Source organism: Variovorax sp. YR216 (genome assembly GCF_900107745.1).
Classification (GTDB): domain Bacteria; phylum Pseudomonadota; class Gammaproteobacteria; order Burkholderiales; family Burkholderiaceae_C; genus Variovorax.
In genome coordinates this window covers 72,025-97,846 of record NZ_FNRO01000014.1, presented here as the reverse complement: position 1 = coordinate 97,846, position 25,822 = coordinate 72,025, and the positions used below count along the sequence as shown (strand labels likewise).

Below are 25,822 nucleotides of genomic sequence, written 5' to 3'. Positions count from 1 at the left end.
GCGCTGCCCGCTAGTTGGAGAAGACCTCCAGCGTGCCCTCCGCCTGGAAGCTGCCCGCGGTGATGGCGCCACTCTGCGTGCGTACCGGATAGCTGACAAGGGTCATCGTGGAGCCGCCCGCGGCGCCGGCGTCGTACAGCGGCATCTGGGTCGTGTTGGGCTCCAGCGTGACCGCCGCGCCGCCACGGCTGCTCACCGCCTCCACCTTCACGCCCACGTTGGCCAGATTGGTGGCCAGCGCGCTGCTGCCGCTGGGGGCTGCGTTTCCATTGAGCTGAAGCACGTAGTTGGGATTGACGACGCCCCCCGTCTCGCAGCTGTAGCGAAGCGGGAACTGGACCTTGGGGTAGTTGCCCGCCGGGGGTTGCCCCACAGTGACCAGGTTGCCCACATACACCTGAGGCAGGTGGATGTTGATCGCATTGCCGCCGTTGAAGGTGCAGGCCATCTTGGGCGGAGGGGGAGGAGGCGGTTCAGGCATGCTGAATCGGCCGAAGTCGACGATGCCCACGCCGAGGGCGCAGTTGGGAATGTTGGTCCAGGGCCCGCCGCCCCTGGGAATGTAGCGAGGGTTGAAAGCAACCCCGTTGCCGCCGAAGTAACGCAGCGTGCCCGGAGTGGTCAGGTCATCCAGCCGCACCAGATCGAACTGGATCGACGTCGCGAGCAGGGTGGTCTGGTTGATCCCCGCGTTGGAAACCTGATTGCCGAAGACCGGGTCCTCCAGACCGGGCGTCCATGCCTTGGGGGAGTTCGGCGTTGTGACGTCGGTCATGCGCATTCCAAAGCCCTTGGCCGTATTCGCGTACTGATTGAAGCGCACGGCGTTGGCCGCCGCGACCCATTCGCTACCCTGAAGCGAGGTATAGCCGATGTGGAGGGACATGGCCGCCTGCCCGCTATCGAGCTTCGTCACGGCGTAGGCGATCAGCAGCTTCGCCGTGTTGATCGCTTCGGTGTTCTTGGCGACATCCATCGGGTTCCTGTTGGTTGCGGCCCACGCGCTCTGCACGGTCAGGGTGGGGGCCGGACTGGCGCACTGCACATTCTGTGCATGTGCCAGGAGGGGTGCGCCCATCAGGGCCGGAATGACGATCGGCGCGGCCACCCGGAAGCGGCCCAGGCAACGAAAGAGGGAGGAGTTGTTCATGGGGCTACGGCTTTGCTTTCTGAATCCGCCGGGGAACCAGGCGGGAGAGTCCGGAGGTGGGAGGCATCGGGCACCATCTCGCGGCGGACGGTCACCCGCTGCCCGCCGTCGTCGGCGACCGTGTAGGTCAGTTCCATCGGCCTGGACTTGTCCAGCGCGGACATGTCCCTGGTGGCGTCGGACGCAGTCAGCGCGAAGTTCTTTTGCGAGTAGGGCGCGACTTCGTCACCCTTGGCGACGAAGGTGGCGCCGTCCTGCTTCAGCTCGAAATCGCCGAGCGTGAGGTAGTACCGCCCTTCGTTTTTCGCCTGCAATTGCCACTGGCCGTTTTCCTGCTCCAACCCCCAGGGCATGAACGAAGCGGTCACGTACGCCGGGCGGGAAACCTTCGTCAGGCCGGCCGGCCGGTAGATGAGCGGCATCCGGTAGCGCACCGCCAAGGTCAGCATGGCAGCGCCGCCCGGCACGGGGTCCACCTTGGGGGGAATGTCCAGGATGTTGAGGAAGAAGCGGCTCTCGCGGTCCTCTGGCAGGGGCTTCGCGTCGGGGGCATAGAGAAGTCGCATGCGATGCCGCTCGCCCGGATCGACCCGCGCGAGGGGCTGGGGGATCAGGAAGGGGCTGTTCACCTTGCTGGGATCGACGCGCGGATCACCCTCGTCGATCCAGACCTGAACCAGGGAGGGCGTCTGCCCGGGGTTGCGCAGCACGAGGCTCATGTCCTTGCTGGTGCCTTCGAACACCACACGCGTGGGGGCTTCGACGCCCGCCGACGCGGCGCCCGTGGCGGCAAGAAGGCAGGCCACCCCGGCGGCGCGCAGCACGCGGCGGCAATGCCCGGGTTGCTGCAGAAGGAATGCGATGAATTTCACCCTTCAACCTCCCTTGCCGGACGCGGGTTGGCAGACCGCATCGACGGTGGGCAGGCCGACCGGCTGCTCGTTGTCCGCGAGCGGCGGCAGGGCGTAGTCGATCGCGCACGCCACGCCTGATCCGGGCTTGACGCTGAGCCGCCCGCTGTCTTCGGCGACCCGCACGAGCATGCGACTGCCCTGGCCCACCGCGCCGAGCAATGTGTCGCCTTGATAGACATCGGCGCCGAACGGCAAGGGGCGGCCGTCCGGCATGCGCGCGCGCACGACCATGGCACGCCCGCGCTCCACCTCGAACGCCACCTTGACGACAGCACCGGCCGTCGGCGCGACACGCTTGCTGCTGGACTTGAGTTCGAAGTCGAGGCTGGTCCCGGAGGGATCCAGGGCGATCTCATTGGACTGGTAGGGCGACAGGTAGGGAACCACGGCGTAGCCGTTGCGCCCGATCGACACATTGGTGCCCTGCGTCAGCCTTGCGCCCGCGGCACCCTTGGCCTCGACCACGCCCACCGTCTCGCCGAGGCTGGGCGCCAGGCTGACGCCGCCGGGAAAGGCGACGAGAGCGCCGCTGGCGTTGGCCGAGACGCTGCTGCTGCCGCCGGAACTTCGGCTGTAGCCGACGCCGACGTTGCCCGCGCTGCCGGAGTAGCTGCCCGCCACGCCGAAGTCGGAGGTACCGCCGCCATGGCCCGCGTTGGCGGAATAGCCGAACTCGCCGCGTTCGCCGGCAGTCCCGCCGACCGAGCCCTGGGTGTGCCAGTCCCCGCCGTCGATCTTGTTGGTGCGAAGCGCCACGGAGACGGGGCTGCGCGTCTCGGTGCGCGGCCCCAGGCTGACGCTGACGCTGACGCCGATCTGGTTGTCCCATTGCCCCCCGGACCGCTGCAGGCGGGCCGCGAAGAGGCCGATGCTTGCGGCTCCGGCAATGTGATTGAAGCCCGCGGTGAACTGGCGCACGCTGCCCGACCGATTCCAGAAGTTCTGCGTCGAGCCGCTGAAGAAGACGGCGCTCGATGTGCCGATGGTCTGGTTGAGGTTGAGCTGCAGGCGCTGCTTCTGGCGTTCGAGGATGTCGCTGGCACTCGAAGCACTGTCGGGCAGTACGTCCGGCCCCGAGCGATCGGCAAGATCGTTGAGCCTGGCGCTGTCGCTGAGCGAAAGAAAGCCCTTGGTCGAGTAGCGGTAGGCGGCCAGCGTGAAGTTGGTGCCGGTGCTCGTGATGTTGTTGGTGTAGGTCAGGCGCGTGCTGGTGCCGTCCTGCGTGTCCGATGCCCCGACCTGGCCCAGCCGGATACGGGCCCGGGCATAGGTCGAATCGAGGGCCACCGCCCCCACCGGCGTGTTGAAGGCCACGCCGCCCATGACCGCCTGGTAGGCATCGTCGGTGGCCTGCGCGCCGGTGTATCCGGTGATGGTGTTGGTCAGCCCGCGCTGCCAGGTGACTTCGCCGACGTAGGGCTTGCGCGACAGGGACATGTCCCGCAACTGCCCGACGGTCGCGCTCACCCGGTTGTAGCCCGGGCGCAGCAGTTGCGCCACGGACGCATAGGGCACGCGGAAGGAACGCTTGCTGCCGTCGCTCTCGGTGATCGTCACCTCCAGGTCGCCGCCGTAGCCGGTCGAATAGAGGTCGGTGATCGCGAAATCGCCCGCCGCCACGGTGGTCTGGTAGATGAGGTTGTTGTTCTGGCGGACTTCCACCCGCGCCTGGCTGTTGGCGACGCCACGGATGATCGGCGCGTAGCCGCGCAGCGATTGCGGCAGCATGCGGTCGTCCGTCGCGATGCGCACGCCGCGAAAGCCCATGGAGTCGAACAGGTCGCCGGTGGTGAAGGTGTCGCCGATGGTCAGCTGCGACTGCAGCGACTGGAGATCGCGCTGGACGAATGCCGAGATGGTGTTCCAGTGGGTTCCCTGGCTGCTGGCGTTGCTGAGGGTGCCGTACTGCCTGAATCGCCAGGCACCCACGTTCACGCCGGCATTGAGCCCCAGGAAGTTCGATGTGTCGCTGCGGCCCGACGAGCTCGAGCGGAAGCTGCTCAGGCTGTACCCGAGCGTGGCGGCGTTGACGCCCGGATCCCACAGCGCGGGATCGACATAGCCGCGCGGCTGCTGCGACAGCGCGACCTGCGGGATGCCCAGGTCCAGCGTCAAGGCCGCGTCGTTGAAGCGATAGCTCGCGTCGGGGCTGATCTGGCCCGGATCCACGCAGCCGGTGGCGTCGGGGACGATCCCGGTCGTCAGCACGCCCATGCGCTGCAGCAACTCGACGCTCAGGCACGGCCCTGCGCTGCCGGTGTTCCCCGGGTCGACGAAGCGCAGGGTTTCACGCGCGAAATGATCGCCGTTGACGTTGATATCGACCCGGTAGTCGCCGGCCAGGACCGGGTTGCCGAAACGAAAGCGGCTGGCATCGACCGCGCCACCGCCGAACAGCAGGTCGGTGTTGAACTGGGCCACCTGCACGCCGCCCCGGCGCTCGGGTGCCGGCGAGGGAACGGAATCCTGGGCGAAGGCGGCACCGGCCAGGGTGCCGACTGCCATGAGGATGGCCCGACGAAGCGATTGCGGGCCGGACCGCAGGCGCGAGCTGCGCCTCCCGCCACTCGTGGCCGAGTGGCGATTCGTGAAGATCGAGGACATGGAGGACTACTTTGCGAGGGTCAGGGGCTCGGTCATGCGCCCACCCCAATCGTTGAGGGCGGTGTAGCGGATCGCGATGCCGCCTTGCGCAAGATGCGCGTTCAATCGCGGCGTGCTCATCACCACGGTCTGCCCCGGCCCGACCATGCCGCCGGAGAAGTCGTCGATGGTCTTGCCGTCGACATCGACGCTGAACTGCGAGAACGAGACATGGAACGGCGTCGGGTTGTGCGCCTCCAGGGCGTGGCCCCTGCCTTGCGGGACCAGCCTCCAGACCAGCGCGGCGGGCGCGGCGACGGCATCGGTGCTCTTCAGCGCGGCGGGGCGGTAGAACACCTTGATCACGCTGCGCACGGCCACCTGGACGAAGTTGTCGTCGGCCTGGACGTCACTCGGCATCGCGGGCACGCCGAGGACATGCAGATAGAAGATGGATTCGCGGTCCTGCGGGAGCGTCGCGGCCAGCGGGACGATGCGGATGCTGCGTCGTTCTCCGGCGTCGATGCGGCTCACCACCGGGGTCAGCATGAACGGGGCCTTGGACGTATCGGGCCTGCTCTCGGCTTCCGAAGTGGTGTCCAGCCATGCCTGCATGAGGTAGGCGTTGGTGTCGGGATTGACGATGCCGACGGTGACATCCCTCGCCGACGAGGGAAAGACGACACGCGTGCCTTCGATCACCAGACTGGCCTGCGCGGGCGCGAACCAACAGAACAGTGCCACCACGGGAATGGCCATTCGAGCGAACAACGGAATCATCTTTGCGGAACGGGGAAGGTGAAGAGGGCTCGCACGGCCGCCAAGGCGGGGCCGTGCGAGCGTTGCGGCCGGAGCGGCGCGTCAGTTGAACGACACGACGTACTCAAGCGCTGACTGGACAGCGCCGGCCGTCACGGAGCCGCCGAAGCCCACGTACTTGGCCACGTACTGCAGCTGGGCGCTCGAGCCGGACACGTTCACCGTCGGGTTGTTCGCATCGTCGGTGTTGCGCAGGTCGATCCGGCTGCCGTTGACATTGAACAGGCCGATGCCGACGTTGGTGGCGGCGGTGGCGCCGGTGAGGGTGTTCCGCAGCGTGCCGTTGGCCTGATCGATGGTGGCCTGGAGCGCGTTCCACGACATCTTGGCCGGCGTGCCGTCCGCGCAGGTGGCGGTGCCGCCACCTGTGATGTTGATCGCGAAACCCTTGGCGCCGAATGTCCTGGCTGGAGCCCCGTCGATTTCGGCGGCCGAAACAGGCGACAGCGGAACGGTGAAGTTGCCATTGGTGCCGCCGCTGGTGCCGTTGCCGCCGGTGAACGAGCAGGTGCGATCGGTCACGCTGCCCGTGAAAGTGATCGTCGACTCCGCCGAGGCGCTGCCTGCAGCGAGCAGGGCGGCGAACATTGCGGATGCGACCAGTGATGCTTTCATTCGAAAATTCCCTTAGTTGGAGTGTGAATGGCAATCCGTCCGGGGCCGCTTGGAGTGCCACGGGATCGGGTGCCGGGAGAGCGGCAACGGACCAGGCAGAAAGAATTGGTGCGTTGCAGCGTGGCTATTCTTTCAATACTGAAAATCGGGCCATATAAGAAAAGGCTGAAAAATCGAAATTGCCTTCGAACGAACGAATTGATGCAAACAAACCAAAGTCAATTGACGACTACTACACAATTACTACTCGTCTTCTCGATATCTCCAATGGCCACAGATCCATTTCAATTCCCCAATACCCATGTCCCCTGAAAGAACCATCCACCTTCTTTACGACGCCTTCGCCCGCCTCGACGCGGAGACGATGGCGACCTGCTACGCCGCAGATGCCACCTTCGACGACGAAGCCTTTTCGCTGCGCGGCGCGCGCGAGATCGGCGGCATGTGGAAGATGCTCTGTGGGGGCACGCGGGCCAAGGGCGCGGCCGTCTGGAAGCTCAGCTATCGCGACGTGCGAGCCGATGCCACGGGCGGCAGCGCGCACTGGGACGCGCACTACCTGTTCAGCGCGACCGGGCGCATCGTCGACAACGCGATCGACTCGCGCTTCACCTTCACGCCCGAGGGGCTCATCGCCACGCAGCGCGACAGCTTCGATTTCTGGCGCTGGTCCCGGCAGGCGCTGGGCACACCGGGCCTGTTGCTGGGCTGGTCGCCGATACTCCGCAGGAAGGTGCGCGCCACCGCGGCGGCGAACCTCGCGGCCTTCCTCGCCCGCCAACCCTGAACCGCATGGACATCGCATGACCGACATCACGATCACCGACAAACCCGAACTGCATCGCTACGAAGCGACCATCGGCGGCGAGCTCGCCGGCTACTGCGAATACAACCTGCTGAGCAATGCCATCATGTTCACGCACACCGAGGTGCTGCCGGCGCACGAAGGCAAGGGCGTCGGCTCCGCGATCGCGCGACACGTGCTCGACGAGGCGCGGGCACGAGGCCTGCCGGTCATTCCGGTGTGCCAGTTCATCGCCGGGTGGCTGCGCAAGCACCCCGAGTACGCGGACATCGTGCAACCCGCGTCGCGGCGCGCTTTCAACATCTGAACGGGCGATCCCGAATCCGGACAGGAGGTCCGCCATGCTGATCCAGGGCGGTTGCCACTGCGGCAACATCTCCTTCGACCTCACGTGGGAGCCGGACCCCACCGAGATACCGGCGCGCGCCTGCGGCTGCTCGTTCTGCGTCAAGCACGGCGGCGTGTGGACCTCCAACCCGGCCGGCGCATTGCGGGTGACAGTGCGGGACCCGTCGCTCGATCCCGGCTACTTCTTCGGCACGGGCACCGGCCGCTTCCACGTCTGCAGCCGGTGCGGCGTGGTGCCGCTGGTGACCTGCACGCTGGACGATCGCACCTACGCGGTGGTGAACGTGAACGCCTTCGGCAATGTGGACCGCGCGCTGCTTCGCCCGGTGCCGGCGTCGTTCGAGGGCGAGGACATCGACGCGCGCCTCGCGCGCAGAAAGCGCAACTGGATCAGCGACGTGACCTTCGCCGCACCGGCGCAGAACACGGCCGCCTGAGGCCCCCGTTCAACCCTCGTTCTTCGGCGCCGGCAGCCACGCGAACGCGAACGTCGCGCCCACCAGCAGCACCGCGATCGTCGCGAGCACCGCCCTGAACGGATCGGCGCCATGCGCCTGCGCGACCGACGCGGCGACACCGGTGCCCCACTGCATCAGTGCCACGCCGAGGAACATCGCCATCGTGAACACTGCCATCGCGCGGCCGGTGATGGCGGACGGATAGGCCGCCCGCACGTCGGCGTACTGCCAGACGATGAAACCCGACACGAAGCCGATCAGCACCGCGCAGACGATGTCGATCCACGCGCTGTTGAAGAGCGCGATGGCGACGAAGAAGCCCGCGTACGCGAAGGCACAGGCCACGATGCGCCGCCGGCGCGTCGGGCCGTCGCGGTCCATGCGGCCGAAGAGCGGTGCACCGATCAGCGAAATGACCGACACGATCAGCGCGACGTTGCCGCTCTGCACCAGCGTGAAGCCGTGGCGCTCCACGAGCAGCGGCCCCAGCCACAGCCCGCGCAGCGAGATGAACGCGGCGTAGGTCACCGCGCCGAGCACCATGATGCCGAGCGTGTGCGGCATCGCGAACAGCGCGCCGAACTGCCGCAGCGCGGCCGTCATCGATTCGCGCGGGCCCCTGCCCTGCGGCAAGGGCTCGCGCACGCCCCAGAGGATCGACAGCCATGCGAGCACCGAAGCGACCGCGAGCACCGCGAAGCCCATGCGCCACGAATGCTCCTGCACCAGCCATGCGAGCGGCGTGCCGGTCATCAACATGCCCACGCCGCCGATGCTGAGCACCAGCCCCGAGATCGACGCGAATCGCGTCACCGGAAAGTGCCGTGCGATGAACACCGTGCACACCAGGAAGGCTGGCGCGCAGCCGACGCCGATCAGCACCTGCCCCACCACCAGCCACCCGTAGCCCGGCGCGAAAGCGGAAAGGACCGCACCGGCGATCGCGAGCGGGAACGCGGTGAGCATCGTGCGGCGCACGCCGTGCAGGTCGATGCCGATGCCCATGAAGAGCTGCATCGCGCCGAAGGCAAAGTGGAACGAGCCCGAGAAGATCCCGAGCGCCTGCGCCGACAGCCCGAATTCCTTCTGCAGCGGCCCGGCCATGATCGCGCCCACGGTGCGGAAGGCCTGGCTGAGCGCGAAGGCGGTGCACAGCGCGAGCACCATCGCCCACGCCGTGCGCGCGGGAAGAGCGATCGACGCCGAACTCAACGCCCCAGCTCCGTCGGAGGGAGCGCTACTGCCCGTGGCACTTCTTGTACTTCTTGCCGCTACCGCAGGGACACGGGTCGTTGCGCCCCGGGGTCGCTTCCTTGCGGATGGTCTCCACGCGCGGACCCATGCTGCGCCAGAGCTGCCGCAGGTCGTACACCGCCCAGATGGCGGCGCCGAAATCATCCACGCGCTGCTGGCTCACGCTGGGCGGGCCGTCCTCGGCGTACATCGAGACCACGGGCTGGCCCTTGTCGTCCTCGGTCAGCGTGACGATCGCGTCGAGCGCGTCGTCGAGCATCTGCGCCGCTTCCTTGTCGCGCGGCGCGGCCCATTCGTCGGGCCAGTTCTCCACCGCGTACATGAAGCCGAGCGCCCACACCTGCGCGAAGGACGGGATGGCCTCGCCATCCATCTCGCCGCGCTCCTCCTCGGGCAGCGCGGCGATGGCGCCACGCGTGTCGAGCACCTCGGGCTGGAAGGTGCGTTCGTCCTCGAGCGACTCGACGTCGGCATCGAGCGCGGTCTCGATCTCGCGCCAGCGGCGCTTCCAGCGCCAGACGAACTCCATGTGCTGCGCGGGCGCGAAGCCATCGCCCAGCAGCACGGGCCAGTACTCGGAAGGCTCGATGGGCCGGCGCGAGCAGACCAGCGCGGCCAGGAAGCCTTCGCAGAATTCCCACTGCGGAATCTCCTCGTCGTGCTCGCGCATGGCGTCGAGCGCGTTGTCCTGGGCGTCGAAATCGTCGGGGCCGAGCGGCGCGTCCGCGGGCGGGGTGTTGGGGGGGGTGTCGGGAAGGGTTGTCATGTCAGTGCACAGGCAGCCCTCTATGATGCAGCAAGGTTCCCGGAGACCGCTATTCCTACCCCGTCGATTCCGCCGCTCCCCGCGGGTTGCGCCATTTTTTCGCCTTGCGAAATTGCGCAACCCCTCCCGCACCCGATCCTGTCCGTATGAGCGTTGTCAGACGGGGCGGGGTTTCCTCCCGCGTTCAGATGCGAAAAGGCACGGCTTCCGCGCCCGCGCCCCTCGAGGCGGACGCGCCGCCACAGGCGGAGGACTACGCCGAATTTCTGCGGCTCATGCTGCCGCAGCAGACGAAGGCGGTTTCGAGCCATCGCTTCGGGGGCCAGCGCGTCTGGCTGAAGAAGGCCGGGCCCCGGCATGGCCAGGCGCGCTACCGGCTGCTGGCGGCGATTTCCGGCGTGCTCCGGCTCGATGTGCTGTCGCCCGTGCCCAACCCGGGCGGCGAGGCGGCGATCGAGATCGAGGCGCGGCGGCTGCGGCAGCTCGGCGATGCCGGCCTGCGCGTTCCGGCGGTGCTGGCACAGCAGACGGATGGCATGCTGATTTCCGACCTCGGCGAAAGCGGCCGCCCGGCCGTGGTGCTCCAGGAGCGGCTCGATCAGGCGGCTGCCGCCGGTCCCGTCGCGCTGCTCGCGGTCTGGCGCGACGGGCTGGACGCCATCGCGCTGGTGCATTCGCGCGACGCCTACCTGAGCCAGGCCTTCGACCGCAACCTCGTGCAGTGCCCGGACGGCGCCATCGGCTACATCGATTTCGAGGACGACCCCGGCGAGACGCTGCCGTTGCCCGAATGCCAGACGCGCGACTGGCTCAGCTACCTGCACTCCACCGCGATGCTGGTCGATGCCGCATCGCCCCATGCAGCCGCCCAGCATTGGCACGCGGTACTGGCGGATGCGAGCGACGAAGTGCGCGACCGTCTGACCGTCGCAGCGCGGCGCATGCGGTGGCTGCGGCATCTGCCCTCGGGGCGGCGCTGGGGGCGCGACACGCAGCGGGTGCGCGCAGTAGCGAGCCTGCTGGCGCGCTGGTACAGCCACTAGGCCGTCGAAACGGCGACGCCGTGCGCCGCCAGCCGCCTGTGCATCGAAAGCACCGCGCGATCCTTGCTCACAAGCCGCGCACCGTGCGCGACCGCGAGGTCGATGAAGATCTGGTCGTCCGGATCGCTGCATACGCAGGGCGCGCGGGCCGGCACGGCGTCGATCATGTGCACGCGCGCATCGAAGGCGGCAAGCACCTCGGCGGACTGCCGGCCGATGGCCGCCAGCCGAGCCACGATCAGCGGATAGCCGAGCACGCGCTCGAACTCGTCGCGCATCGCGGCCGTGGCGAGCCAGCGCAGCTCGCCGGCCGCAAGCGCGGCCGCGAGCGGCGCCCGCTCCGGATCGTCGAACACCAGGAGGTCGAGAACGATGTTGGTGTCGAGGACGACGGTCATGCCGGCGTGTGGGCCGATGCTCAGCCGCGGCTCGGGATGTTGAGGCCGGCGATCACCGCCGGGCGCGCGACGAAGGCCTCCAGCACGCGCGTGACCTGCGGGAAGTCGGCGATGCCAACGAGGTCCGCCGCGCCATAGAAGCCGACCAGGTTGCGCACCCACGGGAAGATCGCGATGTCGGCGATGGTGTAGTCGTCGCCCATCACCCACTGGCGGCCTTCGAGGTGCTGGTCGAGCACACGCAGCAGGCGCTTGGATTCGTCGACGTAGCGGTCGCGCGGGCGCTTGTCGTCGAAGTTCTTGCCGGCGAATTTGTGGAAGAAGCCGACCTGGCCGAACATCGGCCCGATGCCGCCCATCTGGAACATCAGCCACTGGATGGTCTGGTAGCGGGCCACCGGATCCTTGGGCATGAGCTTGCCGGTCTTGTCGGCGAGATAGATGAGGATCGCGCCGGATTCGAACAGCGGCAGCGGCTTTCCGCCGGGGCCGTTCGGGTCGATGATCGCGGGGATCTTGTTGTTGGGGTTGAGCGAGAGGAAGGCCGGCGAGGTCTGGTCGTGCGACTCGAAGCTCACCAGGTGCGGCTCATAGGGCAGGCCGGTTTCCTCCAGCGCGATCGACACCTTCACGCCGTTTGGCGTGGGCAGCGAATACAGCTGCAGTCGGTCGGGATGCTGGGCGGGCCACTTCTTCGTGATGGGGAACGCAGAAAGATCGGTCATGGCGTGAGGTGGAAGTTGGGGGTGGGCAGCGGATGCCACCGATGCGGCTCAAGGCCGGAAGGGCTGCATTCTGGCCCAGGTATGCCCGATGCGTGCGTCGGCGGGATTCGCGTACGCTCCCGAACCGATTTCAGGAAGGATCACGATGTCACGTCCCCTTTTCAGCTCGACCATCGCGGGCAGCCTGCCCAAGCCGTCCTGGCTGGCCGAGACCCGGAAGCTCTGGCCGCAATGGAAGGCCGATGGCGCCGAGCTCGCGCAGGCCAAGGCCGACGCGACGCTGCTGTGGATCAAGGCGCAGGAAGATACGGGCCTCGATGTGATCGGCGACGGCGAGCAGTCGCGCCAGCACTTCGTGCACGGCTTTCTGGAGCAGGTCGAAGGCATCGACTTCGACCACAAGGTCAGGATGGGCATCCGCAACAACCGCTACGACGCGATGGTGCCGCAGGTGGTGTCGCCGCTCCGCCTCAAGGGCCGGGTGCACGCGACCGAAGCGCGATTGCTGCGCGCGCACGCCACCCGCCGGATCAAGTTCACGTTGCCCGGGCCCATGACCATCGTCGACACCGTGGCCGACCGCTTCTACGGCGACCGCGTGAAGATGGCGATGGCGTTCGCGGATCTGTTGAACCAGGAAGCGCTCGCGCTCCAGGCCGATGGGGTGGACATCATCCAGTTCGACGAGCCGGCGTTCAACGTCTACATGCAAGACGCGGCCGACTGGGGCGTGAAGGCGCTCGAGCGCGCGGCAGAGGGGCTCACCTGCACCACCGCGGTTCACATCTGCTATGGCTATGGCATCCAGGCCAACGTGGACTGGAAGGCGACCCTTGGCGATGAGTGGCGGCAATACGAAGCGGTGTTCCCGGCGCTTGCGAAGAGCCGCATCGACCAGGTCAGCCTGGAGTGCTTCCATTCGCATGTGCCGCCGGATCTGATGAAGCTGCTGGACGGCAAGGACGTGATGGTCGGCGTGATCGACGTGGCGAGCGACGAGGTCGAGACGCCCGAGCAGGTGGCCGACACCATCGGACTGGCGCTGAAGTACGTGCCGAAGCAGCGGCTGCTGCCGTGCACCAACTGCGGGATGGCGCCGATGGATCGCGACGTCGCGCTGCGAAAGCTCCAGGCGCTGGCCGATGGCTCGGCGCTCGCGCGCAAACGCTACGGCTGAGGCTGAGGCTGCGGCGCCGGTGCTCGCTCGCGCGCCGAGCCGGCCACCATGTCGAAGCGGAACAGCCGGCACTCGATCGGCCCGTTCCACATCGGTACGCGGCGCGATTCCTTGAGCCGCATGCGCTTGGGCAACTGCATGTCGGGCGTTAGCACCCACGCGGTCCAGCCGGCGTAGTTCTTCTTCCAGTGGCTGGCGAGCTGGACGAAGAACTCGCCGCCGTCCTCGGTCTGCGCCTCTTCGCGTCCGCGCGCCGGCGCGCCGGAGGGGCCGGCGCGTCCGCGCGCGACGCCGCCGACTTCGATGCGCTCTCCATACGGCGGGTTGAGCACGATCACCCCCGACTCCGCCGGCGGCATCCGCTGCAAGGCATCGCCGCCGCGGAACTGCACCGCTTGCGCGACACCCGCGCGCTCGGCATTGCGTTCGGCGAAATCGACCATGCGGTGCGACACGTCGGAGCCGAAGACCGGCGTCGGCCGCCGATCGGCCCTGGGAGCGGCCTCTGCCTTCAGTGCTGCCCACACGTGGGACTGAAAAGGCAGGAGCTTCTCGAAACCAAACCGCCGCGACGAGCCGGCTGCGATGCCGGTCGCGATCTGCGCCGCTTCGATCGCGATGGTGCCGCTGCCGCAGCAGGGGTCGTACAGCGGCTGCGGCGAGACCTCGCCGGTTTCCGGATTCCACCAGCCGCTGGCGGCCAGCATCGCGGCGGCGAGCGTTTCCTTGAGTGGCGCATCACCCTTGTCCTGCCGCCAGCCGCGCTTGAAGAGCGGCTCGCCCGAGGTGTCGATGTACAGCGTGCAGAACTCGGTCGTCAGGTGCGCGAAGACCCGCACGTCCGGCCATTGCGTCTCGATGCTGGGACGCACGCCGCCCGCCTTGGCGCGAAAGCGGTCGGCGATCGCATCCTTGATGCGCAGGGTGGCGAAGTTGAGGCTCTGGAGTGGGCTGTGCTGCGCGGTGGTCTCGATCTTGAAAGTCTGCTTCGGCGTGAACCAGACTTCCCAGGCGACGCCGCCCGCGATGGCGTAGAGGTCGTTCTCGCTGCGGTAGGGCGCGTGCGCGACCTCGATCAGCACGCGCTGGGCGAGGCGGCTGTGCAGGTTGAGCTTGAGCGCATCGCGCCAGCCGGCCCGGACACGGACGCCGCCGCGCGCCGAGAGCAGGTCCTGGCCGACGCGCCCGGTGAGCGCGTGGACTTCCTGTGCAAGGAAGTCCTCCACGCCCGCGGCGCACGGGAGAAAAAGCGAGAGTTCGTTCACGATGCGATTGTCGCCGCGTCTTGATGCTGTTCTACTTCGGACTCAGCCGCAGATGAGCAACTCGCCGAATCCCACAGCGACCGAGGCTTTCAAAGCCGACGGATTTGCTGTCCGTTGCGAAGTGTTGCGGCTCAGCGCGCAGCCCAGCGGCAGCATGCTGCTCGTGCAGTTCCTGCTCGATTGCGGCGCCGCGGTGCTCTTCGGATGGCAGTATTCGGCGCGCAACGCGGCGATCTGGATCACCCTGATCGCGGTCACCACCGGCTATCGCGCCTTCTTTCCGCAACGCCTTCCGAGTCCTCTGACGCGCGACAACCTGCCTGGCGCACTGCGCCTGCACACGTTGCGCATCGCAATCCATGAGGGCGCGCATGGCGCCGCGGGAATCCTGCTGTTCGATCCGGCGAACCCGACCACCCAGCTCATGATCGGCGTGGTCGTGATGGCGATGACGTTGTCGTCGGTGTTCTCGGTGTCGTACTTCGCGCCCGCGATGCAGATCGCGATCACGCTGCTGCTCGCACCGGTGATCGCCATGGGCGTGGCCTTCGGCGCGCCGGCGATGGTGTCGCTCGCGCTGCTCGGCATCGGGCTGCTGGTCATGGTGTGGCGGCTGGTCGGCGAACGAGCGCGCCAGCTCGAAGAGAACATCGGCCTGCGCCACAACGAAAGCACGCTGCGCGAGCAGGCGATGGCCGGCCTGCGCCAGTCGCAGCAGGCGCAGGCCGAACGGCTGCGCTTCTTTTCGGCCGCCAACCACGACCTGCGCCAGCCGGTGATGGCGATGGGCCTGCAGGCCGAGGTGCTGCGCCATCAGCTCGAAGCGGGCGAAGACCAGGTCACGGTGCAGAACACGCTGGCGGCGCTGTCGCGCGCCCAGCAGGCGCTCGAGGGGCTCACCAACCAGTTGCTCGAGATCGGGCGCATCGAGGCGGCGGCCGATCCGATCTCGCCGGTCGCGATCGCGCTCGCGCCGCTGCTCAGCGAACTGGCCCGCCAGACCGGCACCGGCCGGGTCCGGGTGCGCTGCCCGGACGACGCGGTGGTGTGGACCGATGTAGTCACCCTGCGACGCATTCTCGGCAACCTCGTGGACAACGCGCTCAAGTTCACGCCGCGAGGCCGCGTGCTGCTGGCCTGCCGGCGGCGGGCGGGCGGATGGCGCATCGAGGTGCGCGACTCCGGCATCGGCATTGCACCCGAGGCGCAGGACCGTGTGTTCGGCGATTTCGAGCAGATCGGCAATGTGGAGCGGAACCTGCAGCGCGGCCATGGCCTGGGGCTCGCGATCGTGCGGCGGCTGGCCCTGCGGCTCGGCGTGCAGATCACGCTGCGCTCCGCGCCCGGGCGCGGATCGGTCTTCGGATTCGAGCTGCCGGCCGCGCCGAAGGATGCGCCCATCACCACCGGAGTGGGTCTGGCCGGCGAGGCTGCCGCCGCAACGGCACAGGACGCGACGCCGCTGCGCCCCGATCTTTCGGTGCTCATCATCGAAGACAACGCGGTGGTCGCCGACAGCATGGCGGCGCTGCTGCGGCTGTGGGGCGCGCGCGCGCATGTGTGCGGCAGCGCGGTCGAGGCGCTGGCGCTGAAGACCCTCGCGGGCTTCGACATCGCCCTGTGCGACATCCGCCTGCCGGGCTCGATCGACGGCATCACGCTCGCCAAGGAACTGCAGCGGCGCGCGCCGACACTCTCGATCGCGCTCGTGTCCGCCGACATCGACGATGCCACGCAGGACCTCGCGAGCCTGCGGGGGTGGCGGGCGCTGCGCAAGCCGGTCCAGCCGGTGGCGCTGCGGGCGCTGCTCCTACAGGCGCAGGGCTGACGACGGACTTATGCTCCGGCCACGGCCACCGCCAAGCCGCTCATTGCCTTCGCCGCGCTGACGACCGCGGCGGCACTCGCGGCGGCGCAGCAGTCGTCCGAAGTCCTTCCACCGCCCAAGCCGGGCGGCAGTCCCATTCGGGGCGCGACCTATACCGTCGACCCGGATCACACCTTCGTGATCTACGAAATCGATCACTACGGCACCACCACCAACCGCGGCCGCTTCAGCACCCAGGGCGGCACGGTCAGGATCGACGCGAGCGGCACAGGCGGCGTAATCGACATCACGGTCGACATCGGCACCGTCAGCACCGGCGTCGATTTGCTCAACCGGCACCTCAAGAGCCCGGAGTTCTTCGACGTGGCGCGGTTTCCGACCGGTCGCTTCGTGTCGAACAGGATCGGCTTCAGCGCAGACAAGGTGGCCGCGGTCGACGGCACCCTCACGCTGATGGGCCAGGCGCACCCCGTCACCCTGAAGGCCGTCCGCTTCAACTGCTACATCAGCCCGCTGATCAACCGGCAGACCTGCGGTGGCGACTTCGAGGCCACGGTGCAGCGCAGCCAGTGGGGCATCACCTGGGGCACCACCTTCGGCTTCGAGGACAAGGTGAAGCTGCTGGTGCAGGTCGAGGCGGTCCGCAGCCAGTAGACCCGACGTCGTGTCCCCCACCGCGTTGAAAGCGCAAGGTCAGGATGCGCTCAGAGCGCCTTGCGAAGGTTCGCCGGGGCGATGCGCAAGGCTTCGCGGTACTTGGCCACGGTGCGGCGCGCGCACTCGATGCCCTGCTCCTTGAGCATCTCGGAGATCTGGCTGTCCGACAGCGGCTTCTTCTGGTCCTCGGCGGTGACGAACTGCTTGATGAGCGCGCGCACCGCGGTACTCGATGCGTTCCCGCCGGTCTCGGTGCCGAGCGCGGAGCCGAAAAAGTACTTGAGCTCGACCGTGCCGTAGGGCGTGGCCATGTACTTGGCGGTGGTCACGCGGCTGATGGTCGATTCGTGCAGGCCGAGCTCGTCGGCGATCTCTCGCAGCACCAGCGGGCGCATCGCGAGCTCGCCGTGCACGAAGAAGTTCTTCTGCCGCTCGACGATCGCATTGGACACACGCAGGATGGTGTCGAAACGCTGCTGGATGTTCTTGATGAACCAGCGAGCCTCCTGCAGGCGCTGCGACAGCGCCTGGCTGCCCTCGCCCTTGTGCTGCTTGAGCGCCCCGGCGTAGATGTCATGCACGCGCAGCCGCGGCATCACCTCGGGGTTGAGCATGACGCGGAACTTCACGTTGCCGCCGTTGCCCACGCGCGTGACGATCACGTCGGGGATGACGACGTTGCGCTCCACGTCCACGAAGCGGCGGCCCGGCTTGGGCTCGAGCCTGGCGATGAGCTGCAGCGCCGCGCGGACTTCTTCCTCATTGCTGCGGGTGAGCGTGGCGAGCCGCTTGAAGTCGCGCTTGGCGAGCAGCTCCATCGGCTGCTTGCAGATCGCGATCGCGGTCTTGCGGATCTGCTCCTCGTCGTCGGTCTCGTCCTCGTGCGCGAGGGCGCGAAGCTGGATCGTGAGGCATTCGCCGAGATTGCGCGCACCGACGCCGGCGGGCTCCAGGCTCTGGAGCAGGCCCAGCGCGACCTGGAAGTGATGCACGAGGTCGTCGAACTGGTCGTTGTCGTCGCCGGCCAATCCGGAAGCCAGCGCCGGCAGCGAATCCTCGAGGTAGCCGTCGTCGTTGAGCGATTCGATCAGAAAGCGCAACGCAGCCCTGTCGGTTTCGCTCAGCCTCAGCGCCAGCGCCTGCCGGTGCAGATGGGACTGGAGAGACTCCTGGCTGCGCGCGAGTTCGGTCGCGTCGGCGCGCTCGTCGTCGCCGAGGTTGTTGGCGCGCGCGGGGGCGTCGCTGCCCCATTCGCTGTCGTCCGGCGCGAGGTCGACGGTGCCGTCGCCCTCCCAGTCGGGCTCGCCGTCGAAGCCCTCCGCGACCGCGGTCTCCGCATCGCCGGTCGCCGTGGTGGTGTCGGACAGCGAAGACGATGCGGCGCTGGCGAAGTCGCCGTCACTCTCCGCGAGCCGATCGTCCTCGCGCACCGGCGTGTCGGCGGCTTCGAGGCCGAATTCCTCGCGCGGCGCGTCCTCGACGGTGCGTTCGAGAAAGGGGTTTTCGTCGAGCATCTGCTCGACTTCCTGCGAGAGCTCCAGCGTGGACAGCTGCAGCAGCCGGATCGACTGCTGGAGCTGGGGAGTCAACGCGAGATGCTGCGAAACCCGCAGCGAGAGACCCTGTTTCATGACGACTCTGGAGTCCCCGCCTTACATACGGAAGTGCTCGCCGAGGTACACGCGCCGGACCTCGGCGTTGTCGACGATCTCCGACGGTGTGCCCTGCGCCAGCACATGCCCGTCGCTGATGATGAAAGCGTGATCGCAGATGCCGAGCGTCTCGCGCACGTTGTGATCGGTGATCAGCACGCCGATGCCGCGCTCCTTCAGGAAGCTGATGATCCGCTGGATTTCGATGACCGCGATCGGATCGATGCCCGCGAACGGCTCGTCCAGCAGGATGAAGCGCGGTTGCGTGGCCAGTGCGCGGGCGATCTCGACACGGCGGCGCTCGCCGCCCGACAGCGCCAGCGCCGGGGAGTCGCGAAGGTGGTCGACGCGCAGGTCGGCCAGCAGTTCGGCCAGGCGCTCCTCGATACGCTGCTTCGACAGCGTCACCGGCCGGCCGTTGGCGTCGGGTTCGCGCTGGAGTTCGAGGACGGCGCGAACGTTCTCCTCCACCGTGAGCTTGCGGAAGATCGAGGCTTCCTGCGGCAGGTAGCTCAGGCCCATGCGCGAGCGCCGATGGATCGGCATGTGCGCGATCGGCTCGCCATCGATGGTGATGTCGCCGGCATCGGCCCGGACCAGCCCGACGATCATGTAGAAGGAGGTGGTCTTGCCCGCGCCGTTCGGACCCAGCAGGCCGACGACTTCGCCTTTCTGCACGCCGAGCGACACGTCCTTGACCACCTTGCGGCTGCCATAGGACTTCTGCAGGCCGCGCGCTTCGAGTCGGCTGCCGGTGAAATCCGCGTTGTCGTTGAAGCCAGCGGTTTCGATCACTTCTTTGCTTCTCCGCCCAGGGTGGTCGTGGAGCGCAGGCCCTTTCCGGGCGCAGGCGTTTCGACCGCCGGCGCCGGGGTCTTGGCGCCGGCCGCGGTTGAACCCGGGGCCTGGGCGACGGGCTTGGGCGTCAGGATGGCGCGCACGCGCCCGCTCGGCTGGCTCGCGACCCCGGCATTCGGCGGCAGGCCGGCGCCGTTGACGGTAAAGGTGTCGTTGCTCTGGTCGTAGACGATCAGCGGACCGCTGCTTTCGTCATTGGGCGTCGCGCCGATCAGGCGCCGCATCACCGCGCGGCGGATGAACTTCACGTTGTCGGCGCGGCTGTCGTATTCGATGGTTTCGGCTTCGCCTTCGATCCATTCGTCGGTGCCGGCGTCGCGCTTCTGCTTGTAGTAGGCCAGTTTGCCGGGAGCGGCGGTGACCACGCCGTACTGGTAGCCCTCCGGATCCTGCCGCACGTCGATGCGTTCGCCGCGGATGGTGATCGTGCCCTTGGTGACGACCACGTTGCCGGTGAAGACGCTGGTCTGCTTGAGGTCGTCGTAGCGCATCGAGTCCGCCTCGATGTTCATCGGCTTGGCCCGGTCGGCCTTTTCAGCCTGGGCGACGGAGCCGATGCCCGCCAATGCCAGGGCCAGAACGACCGCGCGGCCGAGGTGACGAAGGGAGGGGAAGTGGGATGGCGAATTCATAAAGGCACGAAACTTGCTGCACGATTGTATGCGGCCGTTGGACGCGGTTTCGCGGCCAGGATGAAAAAGCCCGCCAAGGCGGGCTTTGCGAAGCGGAGGGACGATCGCGGCGACCGTCCCGGGCAATGCGCTCAGCTCTTCTTGGCTTCGCCGATCAGGTACTCGACGACCTGCAGCGCACGGTCGAGCGAGCCGGCGGTGTCGCCGTCGACATACCAGCGGCCGGCGACGCCCAGCGCCGGAACGCCGGCCACCCGGTAGTCATTGGTGAGCTGGGCCGCGCGCTTGGCCTTGCCGGCGACCGAGAAGGACTTGTAAAGCTCGGCGAACTTCTTGGCGTCCAGGCCCGGCTGCTTCTCGGCCCACGCGAGGATGGCTGCGTCGCCGAACAGCGGCTGGCGCTGCTTGTGGATGGCGTCGAAGATCTGCGGCTGGAATTCGTCCACCTTGCCCATGGCCTCGAGCGTGTAGTACATGCGCTGCTTGGCTTCGGTGTCGTTGCCAACGAAGGGCACCGGGATGCGCCGGAACACGACGTTCGGAGGGAGCTTCTTGACCCAGGCTTCCAGCTGCGGCTCGAAGGCGGCGCAGTGCGGGCAGTTGTACGAGAAGAATTCCACCACTTCCACCTTGCCGGCCGGTACATCGACCGGCATGGGCGTGCCGAGCACGATGTAGTCGGTTCCGGCCTTCGGCATACGCGCCTGCGCGTTCGAAACCAGCGGAAGAAGACCCAGCGAAGCTGCGGCCAGTGAAAAGTCACGACGTTTCATTAATGAGTTCTCCTATGCGGCTGAAAGAGCCTGCGCTCCGGGGCGAGTTCCCCGGACACGCGAAGTAAAGAAATGTCAGCGGTCAACGCTGGACTCGGACCAGCGCGGACTCGAGTCCGCCACCGTCGAGCCGTTCCTTGAGCAGGTCAGCGTCTTCCTTCTTGTTGAACGGGCCCGCGCGCACCCGGTAGACGGTGCGGCCGGACTGCTCGCGCTCGGTCACCTTGGCCTCGACGCCCATCAACGAGAGCTTGGCGCGCTGGGCCTCGGCGTCTTCGTTGGTGCGGAACGCCCCCGCCTGGACGAAGTAGATGAACGGATCGGCGCCCGTGCCAGCGCTATTACCGGCGCTATTACCGGCGCTCTTGCCGGCGCTGGCGGTCGACGTGCTGCCGCCGCCGATGCCGGCGCGCGCCCGGGCAAGGTCGCCCAGCGGATCGCTCGACGGCGTCGCGTTCGCCTCTGCCGGAACGGGCGCTGTGCGCGGACGCGCGGGTGCGGATTCAGTGCTCTTGGCATTCGGCGCGACCACGACCGGCACCGGCGCGCTCGGCGGGTTGAGCGGCCCAGCCGTCGCCGGCTGGGGCGGGGCCGTCGTCGGGCTCGCATTCGCGGTCGTCGCGGGCGGGCGCGCAGGCTGCTGCGCGGCCTTGCCCGCGAGCGGCGCGTTCGGATCCCAGTCGCGGTTCTTGCGTGCCTCGGCCTCGTCCTGTTCGGGGCCGCTGCGCTGGGTTTTCGTCATGAACGGGATCGGCACTTTGGTCACGTAGACCGCGATGCCGAGCGCCACGCCCAGGCCGAGCACCAGTCCGATGATCAGGCCGATGACGATGTTGCCGCTTTGTCTTTGCTTCATGGTGGGGGTCGAAATCACATCTTCTGCGGCGCGCTCACGCCGAGAACAGCGAGGCCATTGTGCAGCACCTGCGCAGTGGCAGCGACCAGCGCGAGCCGGGCGCGCTTGACCGGCTCCTCGTCGACCAGGATGCGCTCGGCGTCGTAATAGCTGTGGTAGCTGGCAGCCAGTTCGCGCAGGTAGAAGGTGACGTCGTGCGGCGCGAAATCCTTGGCCGCGCCGGTGAGCATGGCCGGGTACTTCGCGAGCTGCAGCAGCAGCGCCTGTGCGGCCGGGCTCTGCAGGGGCGACAGGTCGACATCCTTGAGCGTCGCGGCATCGCCGCCCCAGGCCGCGAGCACCGAGCAGATGCGCGCATGCGCGTACTGCACGTAGTAGACCGGGTTGTCGTTGTTCTGCGCGAGCGCGAGGTCGATGTCGAAGGTGTATTCGGTATCGGGCTTGCGGCTGAGCAGGAAGAAGCGCACCGCGTCGGTGCTGGTCCATTCGATCAGGTCACGCAAGGTGACGTAGCTGCCGGCGCGCTTGCTGATCTTGACCTCTTCGCCGCCGCGCATCACGCGCACCATCGTGTGCAGCACGTAGTCGGGATAGCCGGCGGGAATGCCGACACCCGCCGCCTGAAGACCGGCGCGCACGCGCGCGATGGTGCCGTGGTGGTCGGTGCCCTGGATGTTCACCACCTTGTGGAAGCCGCGCTCCCACTTGGCGATGTGATAGGCCACGTCGGGCACGAAGTAGGTGTACGTGCCGTCGCCCTTGCGCATAACACGGTCCTTGTCGTCACCGTAATCGGTGGACTTGAGCCACAGTGCACCATCCTGCTCGTAGGTCTTGCCGGCCTCGACGAGCTTCTTGACCGTCGCCTCGACGCGGCCGCTGGTGTAGAGGCTCGACTCGAGGTAGTAGTTGTCGAAGCGGACCTGGAAGGCCTTGAGGTCCAGGTCCTGCTCGTGGCGCAGATAGGCGACGGCGAACTGGCGGATCGAGTCGATGTCCTCGACGTCGCCGCTCGCGGTGAATTCGCGATCGTCCGAGCGCACCGTCTTCTTTGCCTTGAAGTCCTCGGCGATGTCGGCGATGTATTCGCCGTTGTAGGCCTGCTCGGGCCATCCGGCGTCGCCCGGCTTGAGCCCCTTGGCGCGCAGTTGCGTGCTGTTGGCCAGCGTCTGGATCTGCACGCCGGCGTCGTTGTAATAGAACTCGCGATAGACGTCGTGGCCCTGCGTGGCGAGCAGGTTGCAGATCGCGTCGCCGAGCGCCGCCTGGCGGCCGTGGCCGACGTGCAGCGGGCCGGTCGGGTTGGCCGAGACGAATTCCACCAGCACCCGCTCGCCGTCCTGGGGCTGTTCGCCGAAGTGGTCGCCCGCGGTGAGCACCTCGCGCACCACCTGCTGCTTGGCGGCCGTCTTGAGGCGGATGTTGAGGAAACCGGGGCCCGCGATCTCGATCGCGTCCACCCACTGGGCGAAGACCGGCGTCGCCATCAGCGCCGAGCTGATCTGTTCTGCAAGTTCGCGTGGCTTGCGCTGCAGGGGCTTGGCGAGCTGCATCGCCGCCGTGCAGGCGAAGTCGCCATGCGCCGCAACCTTGGGGGACTCGAACGCGGCCTTGCTGCCGGCGCCGGGCGAGAGGGTTTCGAGCGTGTTCGCGAGTGCCGCGAGCAGCTCCTGTTTGACCAATAGCATCGCGGGATTTTACGAGGGGCAGGATGACGATCTGTGACGAACGTCATCCAACAGTCAAGATGGACCGTTAGGGTGGGCAGCCCCGGCGGCGGGGGATCACCTGTCGCAACCCATCTGCAAGGATTTCTCCATCATGAAAAAACTCCTTTCCCTGCTGGCTCTGGGCGCCACCCTCTCCTTCGGCGTGGCACACGCACAGACCTGCGATGCCCAGGCTGCGGACAAGAAGCTCAACGGTGCCGCCAAGACCAGCTTCGTCAAGAAGTGCGAGAAAGACGCCAAGGCGGCCATGTCGGCCACCTGCGCCACCAAGGCGATCGACAAGAACGGCAAGCCGCTCGCGGGCGCCGCCAAGAACAGCTTCATGAAGAAGTGCGAGGCAGAGGCCAAAGGCTGACCCCCAGGCTCGCGCACTTCGTGTCGCTCTCCACCCCCTTCCAGGGGGCAACCCCGGCGGCCCGGCGAAGCCGGTTCCGCGGGGTTCACCCGAACGGGCCTGTCTTCGCCGGCCGCTTGTCGGGGGGCTCTTACTTCAACACGCTGAAGAGGTTGTTGTAGTCGTCGGTCCAGGCCTGCAGGCCTGGGATCGGCGCGATGTCGGAGCTCGCGCGGCGGATGGCGTCGCGCTGGAGCACGTCGGGATCGCGTGCGACGAGCACCCAATCGGTGTTGCGCAGCGCCGGGTCGGCCGGTTCGTCGTGCACGAAGGCGACATGCAGACCCTTCTCCAGCGCGATCTGCTCGACCACCGGCGCGAGCGCGAGGAAGCGGTTGGTGACATGGAAGGCCACGATGCCATCCGGCTTCATGTGCTTCCAGTAGATGTCCATCGCCTCGCAGGTGATCAGGTGGATCGGCACCGAATCGCCCGAAAAGGCATCGACCGCGAGCACGTCGAAGGACATCGGGCTTTCGCGCTCCAGCGCCAGTCGCGCGTCGCCGAGCACGCGCTCGATGCGGGCGTGGCTGTCGGCGAGGAAGCTGAACTCGCTGTCGGCCAGCGTGAACACCTCGGGGTTGATCTCATAGACGCGGTAGACGTCGCCGGTCCGGCCATACGCGGCCAGCGTGCCGGCGCCCAGGCCGATCAGGCCGACCCGGCGGCCTTTCGCCGGCGCCGACTCGATCGCGAGGCCGATGCCGGATGACCGGCCGTAGTAGGTGGTGGGCTCGCGGCGCCGCGCAGCCGCGAGGTACTGCTCGCCGTGCTTGACGGAGCCGTGGTACATCTGGCGGACCTGCTCCTTCGCATCGCCACGAAACGTATCGAGCGTGAGCAGCGTCCCGTAGAAGTTGCGCTCCATGCGGCGCGCCCCGGACGCATCGCCCGCCACCTGCAGCGCCAGGAACCACGCGCAGGCGGCGGCCAGGCCGAGTGATGCCACCATGCCGACGCGACGCTGCCGCCACAGCACCGCTGCGATCAGCGCACAGAGCATCAGTCCCACGCCAAGCTCGTAGTAGGCCGGCAGCACGTGCGGCGCGATCAGCCCGACGCTCACCCCGCCGAGGGCGCCGCCCAGCGACAGCATCAGGTAGAAGCGCGTGAGGTACGCCCCGCCCGGCCGCAGCCGTGCCATCTCGCCGTGGAGGAACATGCACAGCGCGAACAGCCCGACGACGTAGATCGGCAGCGCGGTCCGCAGGTTGGTGCCCAGGCTGTCCTGCAGGCCGAAGGCGCACAGCGCGAGCATTGCAGCGGCGAGCGGCACGAAGACCGCCCGGCGATACCAGCGATCGCTCTCGAAGGTCAGCACGAAGGTCAGCAGATACACCGACAGCGGCAGCACCCAGAGGAAGGGAATCGCCGCGACGTTCTGAGTCAGGTGGTTGGTGATCGCCAGCAGCAGCCAGGATCCGAGCGCCGGCAGCGCGAGCCACATCAGGTAGTCGCCGGCGGCGGGCCGGGCCGATGGCGCAACGGTCGCACTGGACGCCACGACCGGCGCCCCGGCCGGCCAGCGCCGCGAGACATGCAGCGCCGTCCCCGCACACAACAGCACGAACGCGGCATAGCCGGCCGACCAACCCCATGCCTGCTGGACCAGCGAGCTGCGCGGCTCGATCAGCACCGGATAGGCCAGCAGGGAGGCGAGCGACGCGAAGTTCGACAACGAGAAGTAGCGGTAGACCTGTGCGCCCCAGGGCGTGCGCGCAACCCAGGACTGCACCAGCGGACCGGTGGTCGACAGAAGGAAGTACGGCAGCCCGATCGTGCCAAGCAAGAGGCCGAGGATCCACAGCGTCGGGTCCTCGGTGCCGGTCGGCTTCCAGCGCGCATCCGTCACGATGGGCAGAAAGATGAGGCTCGCCAGCAGCAGGCCGATATGCAGCCGCGCCTGTGCCCGGGACGCCAGCCGCCGCGTGACCCAGTCGGAATACGCATAGCCCGCCAGCAGCACGACCTGGAAGAACACCATGCAGATCGACCACACCGCCGCCGATCCGCCGAACCACGGCAGGATCTGCTTGGCGATCAGCGGCTGGACGAGAAACAGCAGGAAGGCGCTGGTGAAGATGGTGCCGGCGAACAGCCCCCGGGAAGTCGCCGGCGACAT

The 25,822-nt window shown here is 67.7% G+C and carries 25 protein-coding genes; 8 read left to right on the top strand and 17 right to left on the bottom strand.

The window, feature by feature from the left end; all coding sequences use genetic code 11:
- Window positions 1–10: 10 nt before the first annotated feature.
- The 5 genes from BLW05_RS26430 to BLW05_RS26410 form a co-directional block, all read right to left on the bottom strand.
- Window positions 11–1,150, bottom strand: a complete 1,140-nt coding sequence (locus tag BLW05_RS26430; RefSeq protein WP_093166553.1) for a fimbrial protein — start codon at window positions 1,148–1,150, stop codon at window positions 11–13.
- A complete protein-coding gene (locus BLW05_RS26425; protein ID WP_143044930.1) occupies window positions 1,147–1,974 on the bottom strand; it encodes a fimbrial biogenesis chaperone in 828 nt (275 codons plus the stop codon). Before BLW05_RS26425 ends, BLW05_RS26430 begins: the two co-directional genes overlap by 4 nt.
- A 51-nt stretch (window positions 1,975–2,025) precedes the next feature.
- Window positions 2,026–4,569 carry a fimbria/pilus outer membrane usher protein gene (locus BLW05_RS26420; RefSeq protein WP_177142823.1) on the bottom strand — a complete coding sequence of 848 codons (2,544 nt, stop codon included), beginning with the start codon at window positions 4,567–4,569 and terminating at the stop codon, window positions 2,026–2,028.
- A 105-nt stretch (window positions 4,570–4,674) separates the two neighbouring features.
- On the bottom strand, window positions 4,675–5,406 hold the full coding sequence (locus BLW05_RS26415) for a fimbrial biogenesis chaperone (protein ID WP_177142822.1): 732 nt from the start codon (window positions 5,404–5,406) through the stop codon (window positions 4,675–4,677).
- 102 nt (window positions 5,407–5,508) lie between these two features.
- Window positions 5,509–6,081: a fimbrial protein gene (locus tag BLW05_RS26410; RefSeq protein WP_093166549.1), complete on the bottom strand. Its 573-nt coding sequence runs from the start codon at window positions 6,079–6,081 to the stop codon at window positions 5,509–5,511.
- 301 nt (window positions 6,082–6,382) lie between these two features.
- On the opposite strand from BLW05_RS26410, the gene BLW05_RS36560 reads away from it, so the two are divergent.
- The 3 genes from BLW05_RS36560 to BLW05_RS26395 are packed head-to-tail and all read left to right on the top strand — an operon-like array spanning window position 6,383 to window position 7,671.
- On the top strand, window positions 6,383–6,868 hold the full coding sequence (locus BLW05_RS36560; protein WP_093166548.1) for a nuclear transport factor 2 family protein: 486 nt from the start codon (window positions 6,383–6,385) through the stop codon (window positions 6,866–6,868).
- Between the two features lie 16 nt (window positions 6,869–6,884).
- Complete coding sequence (locus BLW05_RS36555) at window positions 6,885–7,193, top strand: GNAT family N-acetyltransferase (RefSeq protein ID WP_256330501.1); 309 nt, start codon at window positions 6,885–6,887, stop codon at window positions 7,191–7,193.
- 34 nt (window positions 7,194–7,227) lie between these two features.
- Window positions 7,228–7,671, top strand: a complete 444-nt coding sequence (locus BLW05_RS26395) for a GFA family protein (RefSeq protein ID WP_093166547.1) — start codon at window positions 7,228–7,230, stop codon at window positions 7,669–7,671.
- Between the two features lie 9 nt (window positions 7,672–7,680).
- Here BLW05_RS26395 and BLW05_RS26390 read toward each other — a convergent pair whose 3' ends face one another.
- Both BLW05_RS26390 and BLW05_RS26385 read right to left on the bottom strand, forming a co-directional pair.
- On the bottom strand, window positions 7,681–8,859 hold the full coding sequence (locus BLW05_RS26390) for an MFS transporter (RefSeq protein ID WP_093166613.1): 1,179 nt from the start codon (window positions 8,857–8,859) through the stop codon (window positions 7,681–7,683).
- A gap of 70 nt (window positions 8,860–8,929) precedes the next feature.
- Window positions 8,930–9,712, bottom strand: coding sequence for a YecA/YgfB family protein (locus BLW05_RS26385; protein ID WP_093166546.1), 783 nt, complete (start codon window positions 9,710–9,712; stop codon window positions 8,930–8,932).
- 146 nt (window positions 9,713–9,858) lie between these two features.
- On the opposite strand from BLW05_RS26385, the gene BLW05_RS26380 reads away from it, so the two are divergent.
- Complete coding sequence (locus BLW05_RS26380) at window positions 9,859–10,755, top strand: BUD32 family EKC/KEOPS complex subunit (RefSeq protein ID WP_093166545.1); 897 nt, start codon at window positions 9,859–9,861, stop codon at window positions 10,753–10,755.
- Here the strand turns inward: BLW05_RS26380 and BLW05_RS26375 are convergent.
- Complete coding sequence (locus BLW05_RS26375; RefSeq protein WP_093166544.1) at window positions 10,752–11,153, bottom strand: putative toxin-antitoxin system toxin component, PIN family; 402 nt, start codon at window positions 11,151–11,153, stop codon at window positions 10,752–10,754. The two genes, BLW05_RS26380 and BLW05_RS26375, sit on opposite strands and share 4 nt — an antisense overlap.
- A 20-nt stretch (window positions 11,154–11,173) precedes the next feature.
- A complete protein-coding gene (locus tag BLW05_RS26370; RefSeq protein ID WP_093166543.1) occupies window positions 11,174–11,878 on the bottom strand; it encodes a glutathione S-transferase N-terminal domain-containing protein in 705 nt (234 codons plus the stop codon).
- A gap of 145 nt (window positions 11,879–12,023) precedes the next feature.
- Between BLW05_RS26370 and BLW05_RS26365 the strand changes: the two genes are divergently transcribed.
- On the top strand, window positions 12,024–13,055 hold the full coding sequence (locus BLW05_RS26365) for a methionine synthase (protein WP_093166542.1): 1,032 nt from the start codon (window positions 12,024–12,026) through the stop codon (window positions 13,053–13,055).
- Here BLW05_RS26365 and BLW05_RS26360 read toward each other — a convergent pair.
- Complete coding sequence (locus BLW05_RS26360) at window positions 13,046–14,320, bottom strand: THUMP domain-containing class I SAM-dependent RNA methyltransferase (protein ID WP_093166541.1); 1,275 nt, start codon at window positions 14,318–14,320, stop codon at window positions 13,046–13,048. The genes BLW05_RS26365 and BLW05_RS26360 overlap by 10 nt on opposite strands.
- 52 nt (window positions 14,321–14,372) lie before the next feature.
- Between BLW05_RS26360 and BLW05_RS26355 the strand changes: the two genes are divergently transcribed.
- Both BLW05_RS26355 and BLW05_RS26350 read left to right on the top strand, forming a co-directional pair.
- Entirely contained in the window at window positions 14,373–16,148 is a 1,776-nt protein-coding gene (locus tag BLW05_RS26355) for a hybrid sensor histidine kinase/response regulator (RefSeq protein ID WP_093166540.1), read from the top strand.
- A gap of 135 nt (window positions 16,149–16,283) precedes the next feature.
- Window positions 16,284–16,802 (top strand): YceI family protein, encoded by a 519-nt coding sequence (locus tag BLW05_RS26350; RefSeq protein ID WP_256330506.1) that lies wholly within the window; start codon window positions 16,284–16,286, stop codon window positions 16,800–16,802.
- Between the two features lie 50 nt (window positions 16,803–16,852).
- On the opposite strand, the gene BLW05_RS26345 is transcribed toward BLW05_RS26350, so the two are convergent.
- The 6 genes from BLW05_RS26345 to argS all read right to left on the bottom strand — a co-directional run bounded on the left by BLW05_RS26345 (window position 16,853) and on the right by argS (window position 23,264).
- On the bottom strand, window positions 16,853–18,436 hold the full coding sequence (locus BLW05_RS26345; RefSeq protein ID WP_093166538.1) for an RNA polymerase factor sigma-54: 1,584 nt from the start codon (window positions 18,434–18,436) through the stop codon (window positions 16,853–16,855).
- Window positions 18,437–18,457: 21 nt separating this feature from the next.
- Window positions 18,458–19,252: an LPS export ABC transporter ATP-binding protein gene (lptB, locus tag BLW05_RS26340; RefSeq protein ID WP_093166537.1), complete on the bottom strand. Its 795-nt coding sequence runs from the start codon at window positions 19,250–19,252 to the stop codon at window positions 18,458–18,460.
- Window positions 19,249–19,947 (bottom strand): lipopolysaccharide transport periplasmic protein LptA, encoded by a 699-nt coding sequence (gene lptA, locus BLW05_RS26335; RefSeq protein ID WP_093166536.1) that lies wholly within the window; start codon window positions 19,945–19,947, stop codon window positions 19,249–19,251. Before lptA ends, lptB begins: the two co-directional genes overlap by 4 nt.
- Before the next feature lie 131 nt (window positions 19,948–20,078).
- Window positions 20,079–20,720 (bottom strand): thiol:disulfide interchange protein DsbA/DsbL, encoded by a 642-nt coding sequence (locus BLW05_RS26330; RefSeq protein ID WP_093166535.1) that lies wholly within the window; start codon window positions 20,718–20,720, stop codon window positions 20,079–20,081.
- An 82-nt stretch (window positions 20,721–20,802) separates the two neighbouring features.
- The gene (locus BLW05_RS26325; RefSeq protein ID WP_093166534.1) at window positions 20,803–21,576 is read right to left on the bottom strand and encodes an SPOR domain-containing protein; all 774 of its coding nucleotides are present in this window, start codon (window positions 21,574–21,576) and stop codon (window positions 20,803–20,805) included.
- A 14-nt stretch (window positions 21,577–21,590) separates the two neighbouring features.
- Window positions 21,591–23,264 (bottom strand): arginine--tRNA ligase, encoded by a 1,674-nt coding sequence (argS, locus tag BLW05_RS26320; protein WP_093166533.1) that lies wholly within the window; start codon window positions 23,262–23,264, stop codon window positions 21,591–21,593.
- 133 nt (window positions 23,265–23,397) lie between these two features.
- On the opposite strand from argS, the gene BLW05_RS26315 reads away from it, so the two are divergent.
- The gene (locus tag BLW05_RS26315; protein WP_093166532.1) at window positions 23,398–23,661 is read left to right on the top strand and encodes a hypothetical protein; all 264 of its coding nucleotides are present in this window, start codon (window positions 23,398–23,400) and stop codon (window positions 23,659–23,661) included.
- 130 nt (window positions 23,662–23,791) lie between these two features.
- On the opposite strand, the gene BLW05_RS26310 is transcribed toward BLW05_RS26315, so the two are convergent.
- Complete coding sequence (locus BLW05_RS26310; RefSeq protein ID WP_093166531.1) at window positions 23,792–25,822, bottom strand: fused MFS/spermidine synthase; 2,031 nt, start codon at window positions 25,820–25,822, stop codon at window positions 23,792–23,794.

Bases quoted from the DNA above. Each gene is read 5' to 3' on its own strand.
- BLW05_RS26430 (WP_093166553.1), bottom strand. From the start codon at position 1,150: ATGAACAACTCCTCCCTCTTTCGTTGCCTGGGCCGCTTCCGGGTGGCC.
- BLW05_RS26420 (WP_177142823.1), bottom strand. From the start codon at position 4,569: ATGGCAGTCGGCACCCTGGCCGGTGCCGCCTTCGCCCAGGATTCCGTT.
- BLW05_RS26415 (WP_177142822.1), bottom strand. From the start codon at position 5,406: ATGGCCATTCCCGTGGTGGCACTGTTCTGTTGGTTCGCGCCCGCGCAG.
- BLW05_RS26410 (WP_093166549.1), bottom strand. From the start codon at position 6,081: ATGAAAGCATCACTGGTCGCATCCGCAATGTTCGCCGCCCTGCTCGCT.
- BLW05_RS36560 (WP_093166548.1), top strand. From the start codon at position 6,383: ATGTCCCCTGAAAGAACCATCCACCTTCTTTACGACGCCTTCGCCCGC.
- BLW05_RS36555 (WP_256330501.1), top strand. From the start codon at position 6,885: ATGACCGACATCACGATCACCGACAAACCCGAACTGCATCGCTACGAA.
- BLW05_RS26395 (WP_093166547.1), top strand. From the start codon at position 7,228: ATGCTGATCCAGGGCGGTTGCCACTGCGGCAACATCTCCTTCGACCTC.
- BLW05_RS26390 (WP_093166613.1), bottom strand. From the start codon at position 8,859: ATGGTGCTCGCGCTGTGCACCGCCTTCGCGCTCAGCCAGGCCTTCCGC.
- BLW05_RS26385 (WP_093166546.1), bottom strand. From the start codon at position 9,712: ATGACAACCCTTCCCGACACCCCCCCCAACACCCCGCCCGCGGACGCG.
- BLW05_RS26380 (WP_093166545.1), top strand. From the start codon at position 9,859: ATGAGCGTTGTCAGACGGGGCGGGGTTTCCTCCCGCGTTCAGATGCGA.
- BLW05_RS26375 (WP_093166544.1), bottom strand. From the start codon at position 11,153: ATGACCGTCGTCCTCGACACCAACATCGTTCTCGACCTCCTGGTGTTC.
- BLW05_RS26370 (WP_093166543.1), bottom strand. From the start codon at position 11,878: ATGACCGATCTTTCTGCGTTCCCCATCACGAAGAAGTGGCCCGCCCAG.
- BLW05_RS26365 (WP_093166542.1), top strand. From the start codon at position 12,024: ATGTCACGTCCCCTTTTCAGCTCGACCATCGCGGGCAGCCTGCCCAAG.
- BLW05_RS26355 (WP_093166540.1), top strand. From the start codon at position 14,373: ATGAGCAACTCGCCGAATCCCACAGCGACCGAGGCTTTCAAAGCCGAC.
- BLW05_RS26345 (WP_093166538.1), bottom strand. From the start codon at position 18,436: ATGAAACAGGGTCTCTCGCTGCGGGTTTCGCAGCATCTCGCGTTGACT.
- lptA (WP_093166536.1), bottom strand. From the start codon at position 19,947: ATGAATTCGCCATCCCACTTCCCCTCCCTTCGTCACCTCGGCCGCGCG.
- BLW05_RS26330 (WP_093166535.1), bottom strand. From the start codon at position 20,720: ATGAAACGTCGTGACTTTTCACTGGCCGCAGCTTCGCTGGGTCTTCTT.
- BLW05_RS26325 (WP_093166534.1), bottom strand. From the start codon at position 21,576: ATGAAGCAAAGACAAAGCGGCAACATCGTCATCGGCCTGATCATCGGA.
- argS (WP_093166533.1), bottom strand. From the start codon at position 23,264: ATGCTATTGGTCAAACAGGAGCTGCTCGCGGCACTCGCGAACACGCTC.
- BLW05_RS26315 (WP_093166532.1), top strand. From the start codon at position 23,398: ATGAAAAAACTCCTTTCCCTGCTGGCTCTGGGCGCCACCCTCTCCTTC.
- BLW05_RS26310 (WP_093166531.1), bottom strand. From the start codon at position 25,822: ATGTCGCCGGCGACTTCCCGGGGGCTGTTCGCCGGCACCATCTTCACC.